Source organism: Asticcacaulis solisilvae, from assembly GCF_052327315.1.
In the GTDB taxonomy this organism is placed as follows: domain Bacteria; phylum Pseudomonadota; class Alphaproteobacteria; order Caulobacterales; family Caulobacteraceae; genus Asticcacaulis; species Asticcacaulis solisilvae_B.
Map to the genome: position 1 here is coordinate 3,494,358 of NZ_CP166196.1, position 20,301 is coordinate 3,514,658.

The 20,301-nt window shown below is 62.9% G+C and carries 16 protein-coding genes and 1 tRNA gene; 4 read left to right on the forward strand and 13 right to left on the reverse strand.

From position 1 onward, the window contains the following. Positions 1–21 precede the first annotated feature (21 nt). Positions 22–3,348, reverse strand: coding sequence for a TonB-dependent receptor (locus AB8717_RS16550; RefSeq protein WP_443748416.1), 3,327 nt, complete (start codon positions 3,346–3,348; stop codon positions 22–24). Between the two features lie 496 nt (positions 3,349–3,844). Beyond that, positions 3,845–5,077, reverse strand: a complete 1,233-nt coding sequence (locus AB8717_RS16555) for an OmpA family protein (RefSeq protein WP_443748417.1) — start codon at positions 5,075–5,077, stop codon at positions 3,845–3,847. 368 nt (positions 5,078–5,445) lie between these two features. On the opposite strand from AB8717_RS16555, the gene AB8717_RS16560 reads away from it, so the two are divergent. After that, positions 5,446–5,535 (forward strand) — tRNA-Ser (locus AB8717_RS16560). A gap of 305 nt (positions 5,536–5,840) precedes the next feature. Here AB8717_RS16560 and AB8717_RS16565 read toward each other — a convergent pair. From AB8717_RS16565 to AB8717_RS16600, 8 genes are all read right to left on the reverse strand, one after another. Continuing rightward, positions 5,841–6,521: a Fe2+-dependent dioxygenase gene (locus AB8717_RS16565; RefSeq protein ID WP_443748418.1), complete on the reverse strand. Its 681-nt coding sequence runs from the start codon at positions 6,519–6,521 to the stop codon at positions 5,841–5,843. Positions 6,522–6,603: 82 nt separating this feature from the next. Then, positions 6,604–8,892 (reverse strand): catecholate siderophore receptor Fiu, encoded by a 2,289-nt coding sequence (locus AB8717_RS16570; RefSeq protein ID WP_443748419.1) that lies wholly within the window; start codon positions 8,890–8,892, stop codon positions 6,604–6,606. A 98-nt stretch (positions 8,893–8,990) separates the two neighbouring features. Further along, positions 8,991–9,803 (reverse strand): DUF4198 domain-containing protein, encoded by an 813-nt coding sequence (locus AB8717_RS16575; RefSeq protein WP_443748420.1) that lies wholly within the window; start codon positions 9,801–9,803, stop codon positions 8,991–8,993. Positions 9,804–9,896: 93 nt separating this feature from the next. Beyond that, entirely contained in the window at positions 9,897–10,421 is a 525-nt protein-coding gene (locus AB8717_RS16580; protein ID WP_443748421.1) for a DUF2271 domain-containing protein, read from the reverse strand. Positions 10,422–10,432: 11 nt separating this feature from the next. After that, the gene (locus AB8717_RS16585) at positions 10,433–11,050 is read right to left on the reverse strand and encodes a PepSY-associated TM helix domain-containing protein (RefSeq protein ID WP_443748422.1); all 618 of its coding nucleotides are present in this window, start codon (positions 11,048–11,050) and stop codon (positions 10,433–10,435) included. A gap of 92 nt (positions 11,051–11,142) precedes the next feature. Then, on the reverse strand, positions 11,143–12,399 hold the full coding sequence (locus tag AB8717_RS16590; RefSeq protein ID WP_443748423.1) for a hypothetical protein: 1,257 nt from the start codon (positions 12,397–12,399) through the stop codon (positions 11,143–11,145). Next, on the reverse strand, positions 12,396–14,765 hold the full coding sequence (locus AB8717_RS16595; protein ID WP_443748424.1) for a putative bifunctional diguanylate cyclase/phosphodiesterase: 2,370 nt from the start codon (positions 14,763–14,765) through the stop codon (positions 12,396–12,398). The genes AB8717_RS16590 and AB8717_RS16595 overlap by 4 nt, the downstream gene beginning before the upstream one ends. 14 nt (positions 14,766–14,779) lie before the next feature. Next, entirely contained in the window at positions 14,780–15,409 is a 630-nt protein-coding gene (locus tag AB8717_RS16600; RefSeq protein WP_443748425.1) for a hypothetical protein, read from the reverse strand. 319 nt (positions 15,410–15,728) lie between these two features. Between AB8717_RS16600 and AB8717_RS16605 the strand changes: the two genes are divergently transcribed. Further along, positions 15,729–16,766 carry a threonine aldolase family protein gene (locus tag AB8717_RS16605; protein ID WP_443748426.1) on the forward strand — a complete coding sequence of 346 codons (1,038 nt, stop codon included), beginning with the start codon at positions 15,729–15,731 and terminating at the stop codon, positions 16,764–16,766. Here AB8717_RS16605 and AB8717_RS16610 read toward each other — a convergent pair. Next, complete coding sequence (locus AB8717_RS16610; RefSeq protein ID WP_443748427.1) at positions 16,735–17,613, reverse strand: 2-dehydropantoate 2-reductase; 879 nt, start codon at positions 17,611–17,613, stop codon at positions 16,735–16,737. The two genes, AB8717_RS16605 and AB8717_RS16610, sit on opposite strands and share 32 nt — an antisense overlap. 47 nt (positions 17,614–17,660) lie before the next feature. On the opposite strand from AB8717_RS16610, the gene ybaK reads away from it, so the two are divergent. Continuing rightward, a complete protein-coding gene (gene ybaK / locus AB8717_RS16615; RefSeq protein WP_443748428.1) occupies positions 17,661–18,134 on the forward strand; it encodes a Cys-tRNA(Pro) deacylase in 474 nt (157 codons plus the stop codon). 109 nt (positions 18,135–18,243) lie between these two features. Here the strand turns inward: ybaK and AB8717_RS16620 are convergent, their stop codons facing one another. Further along, positions 18,244–19,008: a molybdopterin-dependent oxidoreductase gene (locus tag AB8717_RS16620; RefSeq protein ID WP_443748429.1), complete on the reverse strand. Its 765-nt coding sequence runs from the start codon at positions 19,006–19,008 to the stop codon at positions 18,244–18,246. Position 19,009: 1 nt separating this feature from the next. Continuing rightward, entirely contained in the window at positions 19,010–19,648 is a 639-nt protein-coding gene (locus AB8717_RS16625; RefSeq protein WP_443748430.1) for a cytochrome b/b6 domain-containing protein, read from the reverse strand. 130 nt (positions 19,649–19,778) lie between these two features. On the opposite strand from AB8717_RS16625, the gene AB8717_RS16630 reads away from it, so the two are divergent. Beyond that, positions 19,779–20,243: a DUF4442 domain-containing protein gene (locus tag AB8717_RS16630; protein WP_443748431.1), complete on the forward strand. Its 465-nt coding sequence runs from the start codon at positions 19,779–19,781 to the stop codon at positions 20,241–20,243. The last annotated feature ends 58 nt before the right edge of the window (positions 20,244–20,301 follow it).

Here is a 20,301-nt window from a genome sequence, read left to right on the forward strand (position 1 = left end):
TTTTCAGATCGGAAGTCGGGATCAGAACTTGTACTTGATGCCGACCTTGTACTGATAGACCGAGCTGCCGAAGGTATAGGACTTCGCACCGGCCGTGTAGGAGTTGTACTGGTAGAAGTTGCCGTTGCCGGCGGCGCAAGCCGTGGCCGCGCTGGCAACTGCCTGACAGTTGGTCGCCGTCACGATGTTGCGGTCGTACGGGAAGCTGTATTGGCCCAGCGTACCCCACTCGTCGTTGATCAGGTTACCGACGTTCTGCACATCGAGGTACAGTTCCAGCTTGGTGCCGTTCGGGAAGGACGGCAGTTCCTGCATGAGGCGCAGATTGCTGAACAGGAAGTTCGGCGCCTTGAAGCCGTTACGCGGCGAAATCGAGCCGGCGTACTTGATCAGGCCCGTCTTCTGCAGCAGGGCGTTGAAGCCCGCCACGTCGAAGCCCGGCTTGTAGGTGACCAGCGGATCCGACGTCGCGGTGACGTTGCCCGAAGCGTCCGTCTTCGGCACGTAGAACAGTTCGTTGTCCGTGCCGGTGTAGAGGCCGTTCATGCCGTACATGCCGTTCGAGGCCGAGGTCGCGGACGGCTCGTCGAAGGTGAAGCTGTAACGCTGGCCGGTGCGGAAGGTCGTGTTCAGGCGGATCGAGGTGCGGTTGTCGCCCCAGAACTTGTGGCTGTAACCCAGGAAGGCCTTGGCGATGGTGTCGATTTGATAGTTCGACGTCGCCAGCTCAGGATGGTTCGGGTTCGAGATGACCGTCTGGCGGTAGCTGGAGGTCGCGACCGAGGAGGTACCCGAATTGACGTCGTTCGCCTTGGTGAACGAAGCCGACAGGTCCATGGTCAGGCCACGGGCCCAGCCCTCGTTCCATGCCTTCGACAGGGCGACGTTCAGTTCCTTCGAGTCGCCGAGCGCGATCGACTTGAACACGACGTCGGTACGGTTGGCGCGAGCGACGCCGTTGACCGTGGTGCCGAAGTATTCCGGGCGGCCGTCAGGCGCGGTGCCGGACAAGGCCTTTTCCATGTACAGGTCTTCCCAGTAGACGGAAGCGCGGTACTTGGCCGAGGTGTATTCGACGTTCAGCTTGTAGTTGTCGCCGAGGCTGCCCAGATCGAAGGTCTTCTGGATACCGATCGTCGCCTTGCCGATGCTCGGCAGCTTGAAGTTCGGATCGATGGCGTTGGTGTTACCCGTGCCGGCATTTGCCGAAGCGGTGTTCAGCGACTTCAGCGTGCTGCTGACGTTGAAACCATCGATATTGTCGAGCGCGCCCGGCGTGGCGACATTGCCCGAGCCGTTGTTACAGGTGGTGGCCGCCGTAACCGCAGTACGCGTACAGGTGACCGAACCCAGCAGGTTGCCGGTGTTGGTGTAGCTGTTCGAGATCCAGACGTTCGGGTTGCCGCCCTGGAAGATGCCCCAGGACCCATAGACGACCAGGGTGTTGTCGATCGCCGGACGCCAGTTGAAGGCCACGCGCGGCTGGATCAGGCTCAGGCCGTCGAGACCCTTGGCGTTGCTGTAGCCGTTGTTGGTCTGGAACGAAGCGTTGGCCGCCGGCAGATCCTTCGAAGTGTAGCCGTCGTAGCGCAGGCCGGCCGTCAGGGTCAGGCGCGGGCTGACACGCCACTCGTCCTGGGCGTACAGGGTGTTGGTCCCATACGAGAACGAGGCCGCACCGTCGTTCTTGTTGTTGTCCGCCGCATTGGCATAGGTGACCGAAACGGCCTTCTTGGCTTCGAGGTTGGCGATCGAGTCGAAGACATAGGCGCCGGTCGCGTTCTGCACGAAGACGTTGAAGATATCGACCTTTTCGTGTTCGGCGCCGAAGGTGAAGTTATGCGAATTCCAGCGGTACTTGGCCTTGAAATCATAGTGATCGACGTCGTTGGTCAGGGCGTTGGCCTGGCGCGAGATATCCGGGCCAAGGTAGACGCTGCTGCCGCCGATCTTGATCTGGAACTGGGCGAAGCTGTCGCCGGCCAGCGGCTTGGAAATGTTGACCACTTCCTTGCGGGCAACGTTGACTTCGGTCGTCAGGTTTTCGTTCCAGCGCGACAGAACCTGGGCCTTGTAGACCTTCAGGTCCGACTCCAGGGTGTACCACTTCGACAGCAGGCCGAGCGTCTTGCTGGTCAGCGAGTTGCCGGTATCGGTGACGTTCTGGCCCTTGGTGTCGACATAGAACAGGTTGACGCGATGGTTGTCGTTGACGATCCAGTTCAGCTTCAGTTGCTTGATCTCGTTGCTGTATGGGATCGAGGAGGTCTTCCAGCTCAGCGGATCGTAATTGTACAGGGTCTTCAGGTCGTTCTGGATCTGGTCGACCTGCGCCGATGTGATGCCCGAAACCGCGTTGACGGCACCCGAGTCCGACGGACCGTACAGGGCGGGCTGCGAACCTTCGAACTTTTCGTACAGACCGAATAAGAACAGGCGATCCTTGATGATCGGGCCCGACAGGTAGGCGTTGTAGGTCTTTTCCTTGAAGTCGCCCGTAACCGTCTTGGTCACGTCGGCGCCGGTCACGTCGTCCTGGACGACGAACTTCTTGCCGCGCATGCTGTTGTCGGTGGTTTCGTACTTCAGGCCACCGTGGAATTCGTTGCCGCCCGACTTGGTGACGTAGTTGATCACGCCGCCCTGGAAGAACGAGTACTGGACGTCATACGGCGCCGTGTCGACGTTGACCGATTCGACCGAGTCGGTCGACAGCGGCGTACGCTGCGTCGGCAGGCCGTTGGCGTTGAGGCCGAAGTCGTCGCCGAGGCGAACGCCATCGACGAGGATAGCGTTGGTACGGTTGTTGAGACCACCCAGCGACAGGGCGTTCGAATTGGTCGGGTCCATATAGGCCGACGGCGACTTCAGCGCGTAGTCGCGGATGTCGTTGGTCAGGGTCGGGGTCTGTTCGATTTCTTCCGAACCGACGCGCGTACGGCCGCCGACGGCAACGCTGCGGCGGCCCTTGACGATGACTTCACCGTTGGAGGCGACCGAGGCCGTGGCGCCGGCCTTGAGCACGACGTCGGACTGGGTCGGCTCACCGATGCCGACATAGGCGACGTCGGATTCGGTGGTGATGCCGCCCGACTTGACGGTCACATGGTAGGGGCCACCGACGGTCAGCTGGGTGACCAGGAAGTAGCCGGTCGAATCGGTCGTGGCCGTCTGCGTGACGCCGGTGGGAACGTGAACGATCGTCACCTTGGCGCCGGCAACGGCAGCACCCTGCTCGTTCGTCACGGTGCCCTTGATGCCACCCGTCGTTTCCTGGGCGTGAACCGCGCCAGCCGCCAGAAGCGCCAGCGCCGAAGCCGCGGCACCGTATTTGAAGAATTTCGTCATAGTGGGAGTATCCCTCTCCGATCAAACTAAAGACACAGAACCACCCTCTCGCAATGGACACGCATTGCGATTGAGCCGAGCGTCAGCACGGCTGAAGGGCTTTTTCAGCAGGATTGAGTGATTAATCCTTTAGAAGATTTTGACCGGTTTTTTGAGCGAAAAGTGCTACGGTTTTGTGACGGTGGTCACATCCGAAACAGAATGCTGCCTTATTGTCACACCGAAATCGGCCTTTTAAGGCCAAATAATGTCATGTTGCCGATCAAATTTCAGCAATATCACACAATATATATGGGTTTTGAGCGGGTTGGCGGCCATATTTTGCCGTCGCTAAAAAATTTTGAAATCGGTATCAACCGAACCTAAATCTTCCGGTTCAAATAAAAAATGTAGCCGTTTCAACACATTTTCGCTGCGCCGCGAAACATCCTGTTACAAACAAAAAGCCCGGCCTGATGACAGGCCGGGCTTCTGTTTTGACAAGGTTCTAAAAGGCTTAGAACGTGATGTCGATCGTCGAACGACGGTTCAGCGGTTCCTTCACGCCGTCGCCGGTAGCGACTGCCGGTTGGGACTCGCCCTTCCAGTCGACCGCCAGCTTCGAACCATCGACGCCTTGGCCCGCGAGGGCGTCAGCGACGGTCTTGGCGCGGCGTTCCGACAGCTTGATGTTGTAAGCGGCCGAACCCGAGGTGTCGGTGTGACCGACGACGACGATGCGGGCAGCGTTGCCAGCTTTGGCGTAGTCAGCCGCAGCCTGGACAACCGCCTGAGCGTCGCTGGTGAGGTCCGACTTGTCGAATTCAAAGTAGACGATGAATTCGCGGGCCTCATAAGCCGGCGGAGGCGGCGGCGGGGGAGGCGGCGGAGGCGGAGGCGGCGGGGGCGGAGGAGGCGGCGGCGGGGGCGGAGGCGGCGGGGGAGGCGGAGGCGCCTCATGGCCGAAGGTCCAGCGCAGGCCGACCGAGACGGTTTGATCGCTCAGCTTGCCCGAGAAGGTGCCCGGTTGCCACGGCGAATCGGAAACGCCGTTGTTCGAGATGGTGTCGAACGAAGCCTTTTCCGCACCGGTGTAACGGTAGGTCAGGTCGACGCTCAGGCGATCCGAAACGGCCCAGGCCATGCCGGCCAGGAGCTGATAGGCGGCGACGGTGTCGCTGCCGCGGATCGTCAGGTGGTCGATGCGACCGCCCGGGTTGGTCGAATACTGGCCGATCATCTTGGCGCGGACGTGGTCGAGACCGACACCGGCACCGATGAACGGATGGAACGACGACTCCGGCAGGATGTCATAGTACAGGTTGACGAACAGCGACGACTGGTTCAGCGAGCCGTTCGGATGACCGCACGGATCCGAAGCCGTGCGGATCACGCCCGGGGTGCAGAGGGCGGTCGGCAGGGTGTTGCCGCCGCTCGTCGGATAGACGCGCGGGAAGCCAATGGCCGAGTCGACGTCGCCCGGACGGTAGCCGCCCTCGAACTCAACGCGCCAGTTGGGGCTGTAGCGATAGCCGAGGCGAGCAAAACCAGCCCAGTCTTCCTTGGTCGAGACGTTGTAAACGAACGGGCCGCCGTCCGGCATGTTGCCGGTCGAACGGGCCTTCCAGCCGTCCATCGAGTTGTAGCCGGCGTCAATGGCGCCGTACCACCCCGTAGGTTGTTCGGCTGCAGCGGCAGTCGCCACAGCCATTGCGGCAAGCGCGACGCCCGCCAGCAAATTGAGTTTCATGTTCTTGCCCTCTCTTGGCCATCAAACGCGCAGCCGTGATTAGCGACTACACATAAGGTACCGGCTTTCATAGCGTCAGGAAGCCATTTTGCAAAGCACCCAAATACGCCTTTGGTTAAAAATGTGGACATTATTCTCCGCTTTAGCGAGACCTGACACCTGAAAGACACGCTGACGAATTTTGCCATCACATCGCCGCATTTAGGCCTTGCCGGGCGGTAAAAAATCCATGCCCGGCCCAAAAAGTCGAATAAAAAAACCATAAAACTCACAAAAGGGCTTGCACTGCGGCCTTCGCCTGAGTAGGTACACGCCTCCTCACGACCCCTTGTCCGGTTTCCGGACCTGGAAAGCAACTTCTGATACACGGAGAGGTGGCTGAGTGGTCGAAAGCACCGCACTCGAAATGCGGCATAGGGGCAACTCTATCGTGGGTTCGAATCCCACCCTCTCCGCCATCAAAAAACCGGCCCCAAAAGGGCCGGTTTTTTGATGGCTTCGAGGCTGGGAACTTGAACCCGCAAGAATAAAGAGGGGTGACGAGGCTCGAAATCACGGCCTCCAAAGCCGCTCCCCTCGACCTCCGGGCGAATCACCCCTCTCCTTACGCCTTCCTTACAACTCGCCCCGGTTTCCCGATTTTCCCCTTAGGCCCCCGCCGCTATAGTCAACCCGTTACCTGCCAGACGTAACACAAAGCCCAAAGAGCCGGGACCTGCTGGATCACAATCCACAGTCCCGGTTCTTTCGTTTTGAGCCCTCCTCAGACCTGGGCCCACTGCCGAATCAGGTTGTGATAGTGGCTCGTCAGCGCAACCACTTCGTCGCTGTCCGCTTCCCGTCCCCGCAGCCTGACAATGGTCATGTCGAGGTCGAACAGCATCTGCCGCCGCTGGCCGTCGGCCACCAGGCTCTGCGTCCACGTAAAGGCTGCCAGGCGTATGCCGCGGCTTACCGGCTCGACGCGATGGACGCTGGTCGCGGGATACAGGATCGCATCGCCGGCCGGCAGCTTGACCTCGTGCGCCCCGTAGGTGTCTTCGACAACCAGTTCACCACCGTCATAGTCCTCCGGATCGCTGAGAAAGACGGTCGCGGAGATATCGGTGCGAACCTTGGCCCCAGTCACCGGATCGGCCTGGATGGCGCCGTCGACGTGATTGCCGAAATGGCCACCGCCTTCATAGGCGTTGAAGCGCGGCGTCAGCACCGTATGCGGCAGCGCAGCAGACTGGAACAGCGGGTGGGCCAGCAGCGCCGCCCGCACCGTATCGGCCAGGCCCTGCGCCTCGGGCGCCAGCACAGGCAGCTGGTAGTTCCGCTTCTGGCCGGCGGCCTGGGCGCCGGTCGTGTGGCGTCCGTCGGTCCATTGCGCGTCCCTGAGCACGGCGCGGATGTCGGCAACGGCCTGTCGGCTCAGCACGCCGGGTATATGAAGCATCATGACGGAACTCCTTACCCATACTTAGGCCAGCGCCCGCCGTTTGCATAGCAAGGGCGGGCGCGACATTCGGTCGTGCGGCGGATCAGAAGCGCAGGTGCGCCGTCAGCGTCGCCGTGCGCGGCTGCCCCTTGGTGACACGCGAGCCGCCGTTGTTGAGCGACTGGATGTAGTTTTCGTCGAATAGGTTGTAGACATTGAGTTGCAGTTCGATGCGGCGCGTCAGGTCGTAGCTGGCCATGGCGTTGGCGACCACGAAGGACGGGATTTTCGGCAGGCCGTTATAGGTCGACAGGTCCGTTTCCGGGTTGACGACCAGCAGCTGGTCCGAGGTGTAGGACGCGCCGCCGCCGACCGTCAGTCTTTTGGTGACCTTGTAGGTCGTCCAGACCGTCGCGGTCAGGTCGGGCGACCAGCGCGTCGCCGCGCCCTGGGCGTTATTGCCGGTGGATCCTTGCTTGATTTCGGTATGCATGGTCTGCACGCCGGCCGAAACGGTCCATTTCGGCGACAGCTGGCCGACGGCGCCCAGTTCGATGCCGCTGACTTCGCGCTTGCCGATCTGGGCGTACAACAGGGTCACCGGGTCCTGCAGGGAAATTTCGTTCTTCGCCTGGGTATTGTACCAGGCCGCGGTCAGCGACAGGTGATCGCGGAAGACGTCCCACTTGGTCCCGATTTCGAAATTATCGGTTTCGGTCGGATCGAGCGCCGCGTTGGCCAGGTTTCCCGCCGTGGACGAAAGCTGGAAATTGCTGCCGCCCGGCGGGGTCAGCGAGGTGGCGTACGAGATGTAGACGCTGCCGTTCCTGCGCGGCTTGTAGACCGCGCCGATATTCCAGCTGGCGATGGTGCGGCTGTCCTTGAGCGGCGCTATGGCCGTGGCGCCGGTGGCAGCGGTGTTGTTGGTGTGGATGGTATAGGTGTCGAGGCGCAGGCCGGCGCTCAGCAGCCACGGGCCATGCTTGGCCGTGTCGAAGACATAGCCCGCGACGGTCGTGGTATCGCCGTCGGTGGCCGCGCCGGTCGCGACCGGCACCGGCAGGGTGTCGTTGACGTTGGGATGGTAAAGGCTGGCCGCCGGGATAACCAGGCCGGTCGTCCCGTAGGTTTTGGTCTGCTGCTCTTCGTAAGTCAGCTCGAGGCCGGCCGACACGTCGTGAGTCCACGAACCCCAGTCCAGGCTGGCCGTCAGGTTGGTGGCGCTGGCCAGTATCCGGTTGTCCTGGTCGACGCGCTGCCGCGAGCGCGTCACCGCCCAGGTGGACGGATCGGCCGGATTGAAGGACGCGGCAGCTGCATTGGTGCCGTTGACGCCCGTCAGGACGCGATCCATGCTGGTCTGGCCGTAGCGTGTCGTGTTGACCAGATGGACGCCATCGGCGAAGTCGTGCTCGATGATCGAGGTGGCCATGGCCGCGTCGACCTTTTCATAGTCGTTCGGGCTGCCGTAGAAGTTGCGGCTGTCGACCGGGGCCGCCGCCGACAGGGCCGCGTTGTTAAGGGCCAGCTGGGCGTTGGAAATGACTGCCGGCGTCGGCTGCGTGGCGTTGCTGTGATAGCCGGCCAGACCCACGACCGGCAGGCCGCCGTCGGGCAGGTTCTTCTGCTGCACGACCTGCCCCAGCAGGTAGAAGCGCGTGTCGGTGCCGATACCCAGGCCGTAGGCCGGCGCAACTCCGTAACCGGAATTCTTGACATAGTCGCGGCCCGGGACGTCGACGTCCTGGTCCATGATATTCAGGCGGAAGCCCGAGGTCTTGCCCAGGCGGACATTCGAGTCGACGGACGCGCGCAGGCCGCCATCGGAATACCCCGAAACGGTCGCATGGTTGCGGGTCTCCAGGTAGGGCCGCTTCGATACCAGGTTGATATAGCCGGCCGACGAGCCGCGGCCGCCTTCGGCGCCCGCCGGGCCCTTGGCGACTTCGACCTGTTCGACGTTGAAGACGTCGCGCGACACGGCGCCCAGGTCGCGGATACCGTCGAGATAGATCGAGCTCTGCGCCGAAAAGCCGCGCAGCTGAAAGGTGTCGCCGGCCGAGGTCGAACCGTTTTCGCCCAGCTGCATGGTGATGCCCGGCGTATTGCGCAGGGCGTCGGTCAGGGTGACCGCGTTCTGGTCGCTAAGCAGTTCCTTGCTGATGACGCTGACCGTCTGCGGCGTGTCGACCAGGGCCTCGGTCTTCTTCGGCGACGAGACCGTGTCGGACTTGTAGCGCTCATGGTGGCCGGTCACGGTGACCGGATTGTCGTGGTCGCCGTTTTCCGTTGCCGATTCGGCCTGGGCAGCGGCCGTCACGGCCATGCCTGCCAGTGTCAGGGCGGCCAGGTACCGGCCGGGATTATGCTTGCGGCTGCGGATGAGAGGCATCGGTCAATCCTTTCAACGATCCATGTTTCCGGATCTTAAAGAATGCGAAGCAGTCGCATTCTCAGGTCAAAAAAAAGCGCGGCAGGAAGCAGCGCCGCTCAGTTCGGTAAAACGTCTACGGTGGCGGAATAGGCGTCACGGCGCGCCGGCTGGTCGCCGCCCTTTTCGCCCTCGCCTTCCGCCGCGCGCGGCGGATAGCTGGCGGTGATCAGGTACTGGCCGGCCATCGGCCACTGGACCGTGATCCGACCGTCGGAGTCGGTCGTCGCCGCCACGTCCTTCAGCGCGTTGCGATAGCGCGCGCCGCCCGGAACGACGGCGACCTTCAGGCCAGCCAGCGGTTTGCCGTCGAGCAGGAAGCGGAACTGGCCGGGCGCGTCAGTGACGAGATCGCTGGGATGGGTGACAGGCACCATTTCAAGGCCCTTGCCGGTCGGCTGAAGCGCTGCGTCATTGCCCTTGCCGGCGGTGACGAAGGTGTCGAAGCGGCTGTTCATCCGCATGACCTTGATGTCGGCCGCGCCGGCCGGAACATCGCTTTCGCTGCCGCGGAAGCGCTTGGTCTCGCCGTTCAGCGTGTAGCTGCCCATGACGGCGGCGCTGGCGGCGGTTATGCGGTAGGTGCCGGGCTGCGGCAGCTGGATGTCGAAGGTGGTGCGCAGGTGGCCGACAACGGGGTGATCCAGCACGGTCACCTTGCCGTCCGGACCGGTCAGGGTCGCGGTGTCGTAGCGCAGCGGAAACGAGTCGAACAGGAATAGGGTCTCGGACATGGCGGCGTCGACCGTGACCCACGGCGCATTGCCTTCGACCTGCACGGCCGAGGGCAGCAACCAGCCGCGGTGGGCCTCAGCCGCCGGGGCGCCCATCAGCGTCGCCGCCAGGATCGCATATGCCAGGGTTCGTTTCATATCAGCCTCTCACCGCTTTATGACGCAACTGCGGTAACATCATTGCAAATCATTCGCAAACAGATTCTGCGAATGATTTGCAGTTTCTTCACGTCACGGCTTATAGGCCACAGTGACGGTGCCCAGCTCGCCGTCGCCCTTGCCGGACACGGTGACGGGCTTGGCCGGGGCATAGGCCAGCGGCAGCTTAACCAGGTCGTGGCCGCCCGCTTCGCGCGACGCCTCGACGACCAGGCTGTACTGGCCTGCCGGCAGCCCTTTCAACGCCGTGGCGGTATCGACCGTCAGGGTCTGGCGGCCCGGGGCGCGGGTGGCGCCCGACACGCCGTCCGCCGGCAGGGTCATGTCGCGGCCAGCCTTGCGCCACCAGGTACGCAGTTCCTTGAGGTACTTCAGGCCGCCGCCTTCGCGCTTCTTGACGTCGTACCAGACGAAGACCGTCGCCCTGGCCTGCCCCGTATTGTCCTCGATCCAGCCGGCGACGTAGGGTTTATGGTATTCGGCGACCGACTGCTGCGGCAGCTGGACATCGACGGTCAGCTGACCGGCGGACGCGGCCGAAGCCGAGGCCGTGAGGATCAGGGCGCCGCCCCAGACGGAGGTGGATTTGGAAAGCATCCGAAACGTCCTTATGCGTGAACGAGGAGAAGATAGAGAAGAAGCGGCGCCGCCAGGCCTGCCGCCACCAGCGGCCAGGTGATGCGGCGGTTGCGCGAATAGAGCCACAGCAGCCCGAGGCCGGTCAGCGCGAAAACGACGCAGGCGATCGCCAGCACGTCGATGAAGAGCGACCAGACCGGTCCGGCGTGGCGGCCCTTATGCAGGTCGTTGAGCACGGCGACCACGCCGCGTGTCGTGCGTTCATAGACCAGGCTGCCGTCGCGGCCGAGCGTCACCGACGCATCGACACCCGGAGTGGCCAGGTCGACATAGATCTCTTCGTCGGACACATCGGCCGGACGGCGCGAAATGTCGACGCCGACCGCCCGTTCGACGGCGGCGGAAACCGCCGCCGGCACGGGGTGTTTGTCACGGGCGCCCGCCAGCGCCGCGGCAAGGCCGGCAGGCAGGGTCTTTTCGACATGCGTTGTCTTGGGCTTCGCCTCGAGCGTGGCGGCATGGTTGAGCGTAAAGCCCGTGGCGGCGAACAGAAGCAGCCCCGCCAGGCAGAGGGCGGAACTGATCCAGTGCCATTGCCGCAACTGGATGCGCCAGAAATTGGGACCGAGATTGGAAAACAGCGACATGATGCGGCCTTAGCATTGCGGCGCAATCATGACAATGAGAATAATTATCAACTAGCGTGATAATTCGGCCCCGGCCCCGTATGTGTGCACCGTCAGATATGCAGTTTCAGGGCAATTTGGAGCTGGGTCTGGCTTTGATGGCCGGCCAGGGCGTGGGTCAGGCCCGCCGGGTGGTTGCTTTGCACGTTCATCGCCTCGATGGCCAGGTCGAGGTGGTCGCTTACGGGCCGCAGATAGGCAAGCGTGGCGGCATAGCCCTTGTCGGTATTGTCGTCGACCGAACGCTTGGAATTGTCCTTGATGGCGAAATAGTCGATGCGCCCCGTCAGCTTTGCCGCCCCAAGGCCTTGCGACAGCAGCAGGTAAGCGGCGTCATAGTCGGTATCGACCGCCCACACGTCTTCGCCCAGGGGCCAGCCCATATCGGTCTTGCCCTTCATGTACTGCGCCAGGATCTCGGTATGCGCGGCGGGCTTCGCCTGGATGCCCAGGTTCCAGAACTTGGTTTCCCAGCCCCACTGGATATGGCGGACAGCCTGCGGATCACCATGGTTGGCGTAGTATTCGAGATTGAAGGCCACCGGAGCCGGCGGGCGCCAGTCGAGGCGCAGATAGTCGCCGACATGGCCGTCGACCTCGGCCATGGGCGCGGTGAAACTGGCCTGGTAGTCGCCGAACAACTGATACCAGCCCTGGGCGTCGCCCGATGGCAGCGGCAGGCGGGAATTACGGTCCGAGGCTACGTCGTGCAGCGCCCAGCCGCGCCAGCTAAGAATCGTGCCTGCCGTATCGTTGCCGGTGAAGACGGCGCCGGTCAGGGCCAGGTCCTGGCCGAGGATGGTCTTGCGGACATTGAGTTCCATGGCGTCGACCAGGACCTCCTCGCCGATCCAGCTGTTGATGGCCGACGGCGTAATGGTGCGTGACACCGACCAGCCCGGGCCGTCGTGCTCCATCGAGACCGGCGGAAACATCTGGCCAAAACGGACCGACCAGCGCAGGTCCGATTTCGGCACCGGCTTCCATTTGACGAAGGCTTCGGAGACACCAAAGTCGGTCAGGCTGCCGGGCGTGTACTGCGCCAGGACGTAGGCCGTCACCGTATCCGTCAGGCGCGGCTTCCAGTTGATCGCCGCCTGGGCCAGGTCGAACTTCGTCTCGTTTCCGTAGCGAAGCTTGCCGAAATTACCATCGGACGCCCGCCACGACGGTTCGCCGTCGGCGGAGACGGCGCGGACATCCATCCAGGCCGACAGGTTTTCAGGCGCAAACAATTGGGTTTCAGCCCGTGCCGTGCCGCCAACTACGCTCAGGGTAACCAGGGTAGCCAGCAGAACGGCCCGCATCATCCCACGGCCTTCCGCGTTTTGGGTAAGGTCGCGCCGGCGACCGGCTCGTCCTTGCGGGCGAAGTCTTCCAGGAAGGGCACCAGCAGATCGAAGGCCATCGGGCGCGCGATGCCATAACCTTGCGCGATATCGCAGCCCATGGCTTGCAGCAGGGTGAAGGCCGTGCCGGTTTCGACGCCTTCGGCCGTGACCTTCATGCCGAGGCCGTGCGCCATTTCGATCGTAGAGCGCACCAGCAGCGCGTCGCGCTGGCCGCCTTCGATCTCCATGATGAAGGAGCGGTCGATCTTGAGTTCGTGCGCCGGAATCTGCTTGAGATAGGCCAGGGACGACAGGCCGGTGCCGAAATCGTCGATCGAGATTTCGATGCCGTGCGACACGAAGGTGTTGATGGCGGCAAGACCGATGGCCGGGTCCTCGATGACCGCGGTTTCGGTGATTTCCAGGCAGATCCGCCCCACCGCCTGGTCGCACAGGGCCAGGGTCTGGGCGTTGAACTGTTCGTCCGACAGCAGGCGGCCGGAATAGTTGATGCTGATGTCGAGCTCTATGCCCTGGTCCAGCAGGCGCTTCTGGTCGTGCAGGCAGGTCTTGAGCACCTGCAGCGTCAGGTCGCGGATACAGCCGGTTTCCTCGGCTATGCGCACGAAGCGTTGCGGCGAGACGAAGCCGCGTTCCGGATGCTGCCAGCGCACCAGCGCTTCGGCCGAGCCGATGCGGCCTTCGCGGTAGCTGAACTTGGGCTGGTAGTAGACCTGCATCTGCTTCTGCTGAAGCGCCGCGTAAAGCTGGTCGGTGAGCAGCAGGTTGTCCGCCAGCTCGGAATAGATGCGGGCATCGAAGACGACGATCGAGGTCTTGGCGGCGCGCGCCTGGTCGAGTGCGATCAGCGAGCGTTCGATCATCTCGTCGGCGGTCGGGTGCGCCGCGCCGATATGATAGACGCCCAGCGTGACGCCGACATCGAGGCTCTGGTCGTCGGTGACCTTGATGCGCTTGGACAGGCGGGCGAGAATCGCGCGGGCCAGCGGCAGGGCCTGTTCAGCGGCGCAGCCGTTGAGCGTAAGACCCAGCGTGTCATGCGACAGGCGCGCGACATAGGCACGCTCGAAAATGCCGGTCAGCACGGATTGCAGGCGCGACACCAGGGTATGGGCGTAGGTGACGCCCCACACGGCGCGGATATGGGCGAAGCGTTCGATGCCGATGGCGATGACGACCATGTCTTCGCTGGCGCGTTCGCGCAGGGCGCTGACATAGTCTTCGAAGGCCGAGCGGTTCGGCAGGTCGGTGGCGGTGTCGGTCTTGGCCAGGCGCGTAATGTCGCGCTCACGGTCCTCGATCGAGATGGCCATGGCGTTGAAGGCGCGGGCGAGGTCCGCCATTTCGTCGTCGGACTTGACCTCGACCTGGCTGGAGCGGCCCTCCTTCAGCGTGAAGGCGGCATCCTTGAGCGCCAGTATCGGGCGCACCAGCGACCGCGAGAGATAAAGCGAGGCAACCACCACGAAGCCGAGGCCCAGCACGCCGATACCGAGCAGCACCGTCAGGAGGGTACGATAGGTTTTCAGCGCCTGGCTGAGCGGATAGGTCAGCAGCAGCACGCTCTTCTGCTGGCCGTCGAGCGCCGGCAGCGGCGTGGCGACGGCGATCAGCGAACCCTTGCTGCTATCGACCATGCTGGCCGAATGGGTCAGCAGGCTCTGGTCGATGAAGAAGCTTAAACTGTCGGTCTTGAAGTCGCGCGTCTGTTCGGCCGGGCCCTGCCACAGGCCGCCCCGGGTCTGCATCAGCACGGCCGCCTGGATCGGCAGGGCCGACAGGGTCTGCATATTGTGCATTTCCGACGCGTCGAGGCGCGAACCGAAGACGACCCAGCCCAGGCGATCGGGCGCCATGACCGGCGCCGCCACGGCCTGATAGGGATGGCCGTCGACCGAGACGATGCCCGACATCGGCGTCAGGCCGTCATTGCCACGCAGCGATTGCGCCGCCGCCTGGCCGAAGCTGCCCTGGTCGCCGACCATGACCACGCCGTCCGGCCCGAGAATAACGCCGCTTTGCGCCTTGAGACGCGACTGGAGATTGGAGAAGGCCGACTCCACGGTCGCCGTATCGTGCGTCGCCAGGGCCTGGCGGAAGCCGAAGTCACGCGACAGCAACGCTGCATTGGTTTGCAGGCCGTCGGAATTGAGCGTCCAGATGCGCTTGAAGACCTGGGCATTGGCCTGAAGTTCCTGCTGCACCGAGGCGCGCGCATAGGAAATGACCGCCACATAGCAGGCACAGGCGATCAAAAGCAGGGCCAGGGAGAACAGCCCGCCGTACATCACCGCCAGTTTTGTGCTCAAGCGTTTGAAAGCCATGAAAATCTTTTACTCTAGTAGGCCCCGCCGGACGGCAGGGCTTCGCCCTTCAGCTTGACGCTGAAGGTTTGCTGGGCGGAGCCAGCGGACATGGTGAACTTACGCGATACCGAATGGTCCGGCGCGTCGAGCTGGGGTTGCCAGACGGCAAGGGTGCCGCCGTCGGCCGGCAGGTCGAGCGATGCCCTCCCCTTCTCGTCCGTCGTGGCGAAATAGGGGGCATCGACGACGCGGATATAGGCGCTCATCGAATCGTGGATGTTGCAGGCCAGGGCGACCGTGCCGGGATGATCGAAACGCAGGGATCGCTTCTTGCCCGGACCGTACAGCGGAAACTGGAACGGCTGAACCGGCGAAAAGGAATAGACGTGGTGGTTGACCCGGTCCTGGTTCGGGAAGTCGACCGTAGCGCCGACCGGCACGGCCAGGACGTAGGGCGCGAACTTGATGCCCTTCTGCGCCATGACGTAGCTGCCCGACTTGTCCTGCGTGCCGCCCTTGCCCGTCTCAAAGGTGACCACGGCCGACGGTACGGGCTTTCCAGCCGCGTCGGTAACGGTCACATTGAGGCTGGCGGCGCCGGCGGGCAACGCGGCAAACAGACAGGGCAAAACAAGCCCGAAGCGCACAAGAAGGGTTTTCATGCCTCCGGATGTACCAGCATAAGTATAAAACTCGGTAAACCGCGCCTGGCCGCGCCTTTGCACGCTTTTCAGCGTTTAAAGTCTTAATACCGAATTTATTTGTCTTAATACTTCATGCCGCATTGCACACAAAGGTGCGGTCTGCGGGCCCGCACAGTCCTTATGCACTTACAGCCCAGGCAAAAGCGGTCCAAAACGTAACTGTGTTCTCACGTTAACTTCGGATGATCGTTTTCGTGATCACACGGTTCGGCCTTTCCCGGCGGCCCGAGCCGTCATAAGAGAAAAAAGATCTTCATTCCGTTACAGACGCATCGATATGGCTCATTTTGCTAGCGACAACACCGCGCCCGTCCATCCTGCCGTTCTAAGAGCGCTGACCGAGGTCAATGACGGCGCCATGCCGGCCTATGGCAACGATCCGGTGACCGCGACCCTGCGCGAAACCTTTCGCTCCGTCTTCCGCTGCCCGGACCTGACCGTCTTCCCCGTGTTCAACGGATCGGCGTGCAACGGCCTGGCCTTGGCGCGCATGATCCGGCCCTACGAGTCGGTGCTGTGTCATCGCCAGGCCCACATCAACAATGACGAATGCGGCCTGCCCGAGTTCTTTACCGGCGGCAAGTTGGTCGGGCTGGACGGAGAAAACGGTAAGCTGACGCCTGACGGCGTCGCGGAACTGATCGAGAAGACGCTGGATCACGCGCCGCATACCTCGAAGCCGCGCGCGCTCAGCCTGACCAATTCGACCGAGCTCGGCACCGTCTACAGCCCGGCCGAGGTCCGCGCCCTGTCGGACATCGCCCGGCGTTACGGGATGTTCGTGCATATGGACGGGGCGCGCATCGCCAATGCGGTGGCGCACCTCGGCTGCCATCCGGCCGAAGTGACGGCGGAGGCCGGCGTCGACATACTGAGCTTCGGCGGCACCAAGAACGGCGCCATGCTGGCCGAGGTCGCGGTCATCTTCAATCCGGCGCTGATCGACGATTTCGCCTATGTCCACAAGCGCGGCGGGCAGTTGCCTTCCAAAGCACGCTATGTTTCGGCGCAACTCCAGGCCCTGCTCGACAACGACCTTTGGATTGCACTTGGCGGACATTCCAACGCCATGGCGCAGCGCCTGCGCGACGGGCTGATCAGCCTGCCGGGCACGGGCCTGCTCTATCCGGTCGAGGCGAACGAGCTGTTCGTCACCCTGCCCAAGGCTGTGGCTGACCGGCTGTTCGCGCGCGGTCATCGCTTCTATCCCTGGCCGAATTCCGGCCCGGATGCCTATCGCCTGGTCACCAGCTTTTCGACCACCGCAGCCGAGGTCGACGCCTTTATCGCGGACTGCTCTGAGCCCGCAGGATAGGCACGACCAGATCGCTGACCGGGGTCGGAATGCCGTAAAGTCTGCCCGTGCGCGCGACGACGCCGTTACGCGCATCCCATTCCATCGGACGGCCGGCCCTGAAGTCGTCGAACATCGAATTGCCGTCGTCCGGGCGCGCGTTCATGAAGGCCGCCATCTGGTCTTCGATCACCGATCCGTCGAATTCGGCGCCGGCGGCGCGGCCGACGGCCACGCATTCGCTGAGAATTGCGCGCGCGATGTCGGCGATGCCGGGTTCGTGGAAAACGCCCATCGGTTTGCCTGTCAGGCACAGGACGGCGCCCGGCGCATTGATGCACAGCTTGCGCCACATGCGCGTAACAAGGTCGGGCGTCGCCGTGACCTCGAGAAAGGTGCCGGCGAACAGAGTCTGGAAGGCGCGCCCCGCGTCTGTGTCCTCGACATAGGCCAGGGACGGATTGCGGAAGCTGGCCTTGCCAGGAGCGCTGCGTGACGCCGGCAGGTCGATGACCACCGGCACGACCGGTGTTTCCGCGTGGATAAAGGGCGCGACGTTTTCGCGGTGCTCGACGCCGTTCTGGATCACGGCGACGCGGGTGTCGGGACCGACCGCGGCCTTAAGGGCCTCGGCGGCCGAGGCGACCTGATAGGTCTTGACGCACAGGAAGACCCAGTCGGATTTCGGCGCATTCGCGGCTTCGACAACCCGGGCCGCATGAGACCGCACCTCACCGCCGGGCCTGGTAACGTCAAGCGTCTCGAACGGCTGGCGCGCCACGAACGTCACGTCGTGCCCGGCGTCCATCAGGCCGGAAGCGACGCTGAGCCCGATGGCGCCCGGTCCGATCAATGTGATGGTGCTCATGATCCCGCCCTGTTGCGTTTGATGTGCCGCCGCTATAGCAAGACGCCATGTCCAAGACCACTCCCGCCACGGCCGCTCTCGCCAAAGCCGGTATCGGCTTCGATCTGCATCCGTACGACTACGATCCGGACGCGCCGCGCGTCGGTTTGCAGGCCGCCGAGGCGCTGGGCGTCGATCCCTCGCAGACCTTCAAGACGCTGATGGCCGAGCTTGACGGCAAGCCCGTCTGCGTCGTCGTGCCGTCCGACGGCGAGGTCAGCATGAAGAAGTTGTCAGCCCATTTCGGCGGCAAGTCGGCGCATATGATGAAGGTGCCCGACGCCGAGCGGCTGACAGGGTTCAAGGTCGGCGGTATCTCGCCCTTCGGCCAGAAGAAGACCGTGCCGACCGCCATCGACGAGACGGCGCAGCTTTACGACAGCGTCTATATCAATGCCGGCCAACGGGGTTTGCTATTGTCTATCGCGCCGGACGATGCGGCTAGCGTTCTGAACGCCGCGTTCGTGGATTTGATGGCTTAAGAAGATACCCCTCCACCACTTCGTGGTCCCCCTCCCCATCTAACGATGGGGCGAAGAGGTGCGCGCGATATCTTTCTCCTCGCCATTCGAAATTGGGAGGGGTTTGCGTCTAACTCCCCCCAAACCAGTTATAGCCCTGGTCTTCCCAGTATCCGCCGGGGAAGACATTGGTGACATAGATTTCCATGATGTGCTTGGGGTTCTTGTAACCCAGCTTGGTCGGCATGCGCAGTTTCATCGGAAAGCCGTAATAGGCCGGCAGCACGCGGTCGCGGAAGGTCAGGGTCAGCAGGGTCTGGTCGTGCAGCGCCGTCGGCATATCGATCGATGTGTAGTACCCGTCGGCGCATTTGAAACCGACATATTTGCATGTCGTGTCGGCGCCGACGCGTTTCAGGAAGTCGGAGAACCGCACCCCGCCCCATTTGCCGATCGCGCTCCAGCCCTCGACGCAGATATGGCGCGTGATCTGAGAGGTCTGCGGCAGGGCATTCAGCATGGGCAAGGTCCACGGCCGGCGATCGGCGATCTTGCCCGACAGTTCCAGCCTGTAGGTCGCGGGATCGACGACCGGCGCCTGGCTTATGCGGTAGAAGGCGTTGAACGGAAACGGGTTGGTGATGTCGGCCTCGGTATAGACCGGGGCGCGGCTCGATTCATGGAACAGCAGGCCCTGCGCGCTGTCGTTGAAACGCGAAACGCGCGTCAGCATGTCCTTGACCGAATTATGGTCCTTGAGCAGCACGCCCGTCGCCAGCGACAGGCCACCGAGCGTCAGCACATTGCCGAGCAGGCGCCGGCGCGCCGGGTCCTTGAGCAGGCCGTTGGCCTCCTTGAGGATGGCGTCCTTGTCCTGTCTGATCTCGTCGTCCATCTCAGCGCCCCCAGACCATGGCGCGGATGGTGCGCGGCACCAGCACCGCCATCACCACGTGCACGACGATAAAGCCGACCATGCACGCCATCGCCCAGAAGTGGATGCGCCGCGCGAACTCATAGCCGCCCAGCAGTTCACGCAACCACGGCAGTTGCACAGACTTGAACAGCACCAGGCCCGACAGGACCAGCACCACGATATCGGCCATGGCGAAGAGATAGGCTACCTTTTGCACGGCGTTGTAGCGGCGGATGTCGGAATGACTGAGGTGTCCGCTGAGAAACGATTTGAAATCCGTCCATATGGCGCTGGCCGACAGTGGCAGGAACTGACGGTGGAAACGGCCATTGAACACATGGACCAGCAGATAGACCAGGGCATTGCCGACCAGCAGCCACATCAGGGCGAAATGCCACTGCAGCGCTCCGCCCAGCCACCCGCCCAGCGTCCACTTGGCCGGGATAGTAAAACCGAACATGAAGCGCGTGGCGTCGTAGATGCGCCAGCCGCTCAGGATCAGGATAATAACGGCGACGGCATTGACCCAATGCATAAGCCTGAGCCACAGGGGATAGACACTGGTCCGATCGTCGGGCGCCAGGGCCGCGGTCGCCACGCCGGTTGCCGTTTCGCTCATATGCCGTCTCCCTGATTGCGCCGACCTTAGCATAAATACGCAGGCACCCAACAAAAGTTACAGGCCGTGCCCCTGCTCCCTTGCCTTTCCTTTGCGGCATTCATGTAAAAGGCGCTCAAAGGAGACCGCGATGGCCAAGGCCGACCGTTTCAAGCTGATCAACCTCTATCCGCCGATGATCGGCGCCGGCATCCGCGTTGTCGAAACCGACAAGACCGTCCACACCATCACGGTCGAGCTGAAGTACCGCTGGTGGAACAAGAACGTCTTTGGCACGGCCTTCGGCGGCTCGCTCTACATGATGTGCGACCCGTTCTTCGTCGCGATCATGATGACGCAGCTGGGCAACGATTACATTGTCTGGGACAAGGCGGCGTCGATCCAGTTCCTGAAGCCCGGCCGGTCAAGCGTGCGCGCGGTCTTTCATATTCCGCCCGAAGAAATCGCCCGCGTGAAGGCGGAGACCGACGCGGGCGGCAAGACCGAACCCGAATACGACGCCGATATCGTCGATGCCGACGGCGTGGTCGTCGCGAAGGTGCACAAGGTGCTCTATGTCCGGCGCAAGGATGCCCGAAAGCCCCGCGACGCCTGATCTGTGCCTATTGCGCCACGGCGCCCCAGGCTCTGCCGTCCACCGCATTCCGCAAACC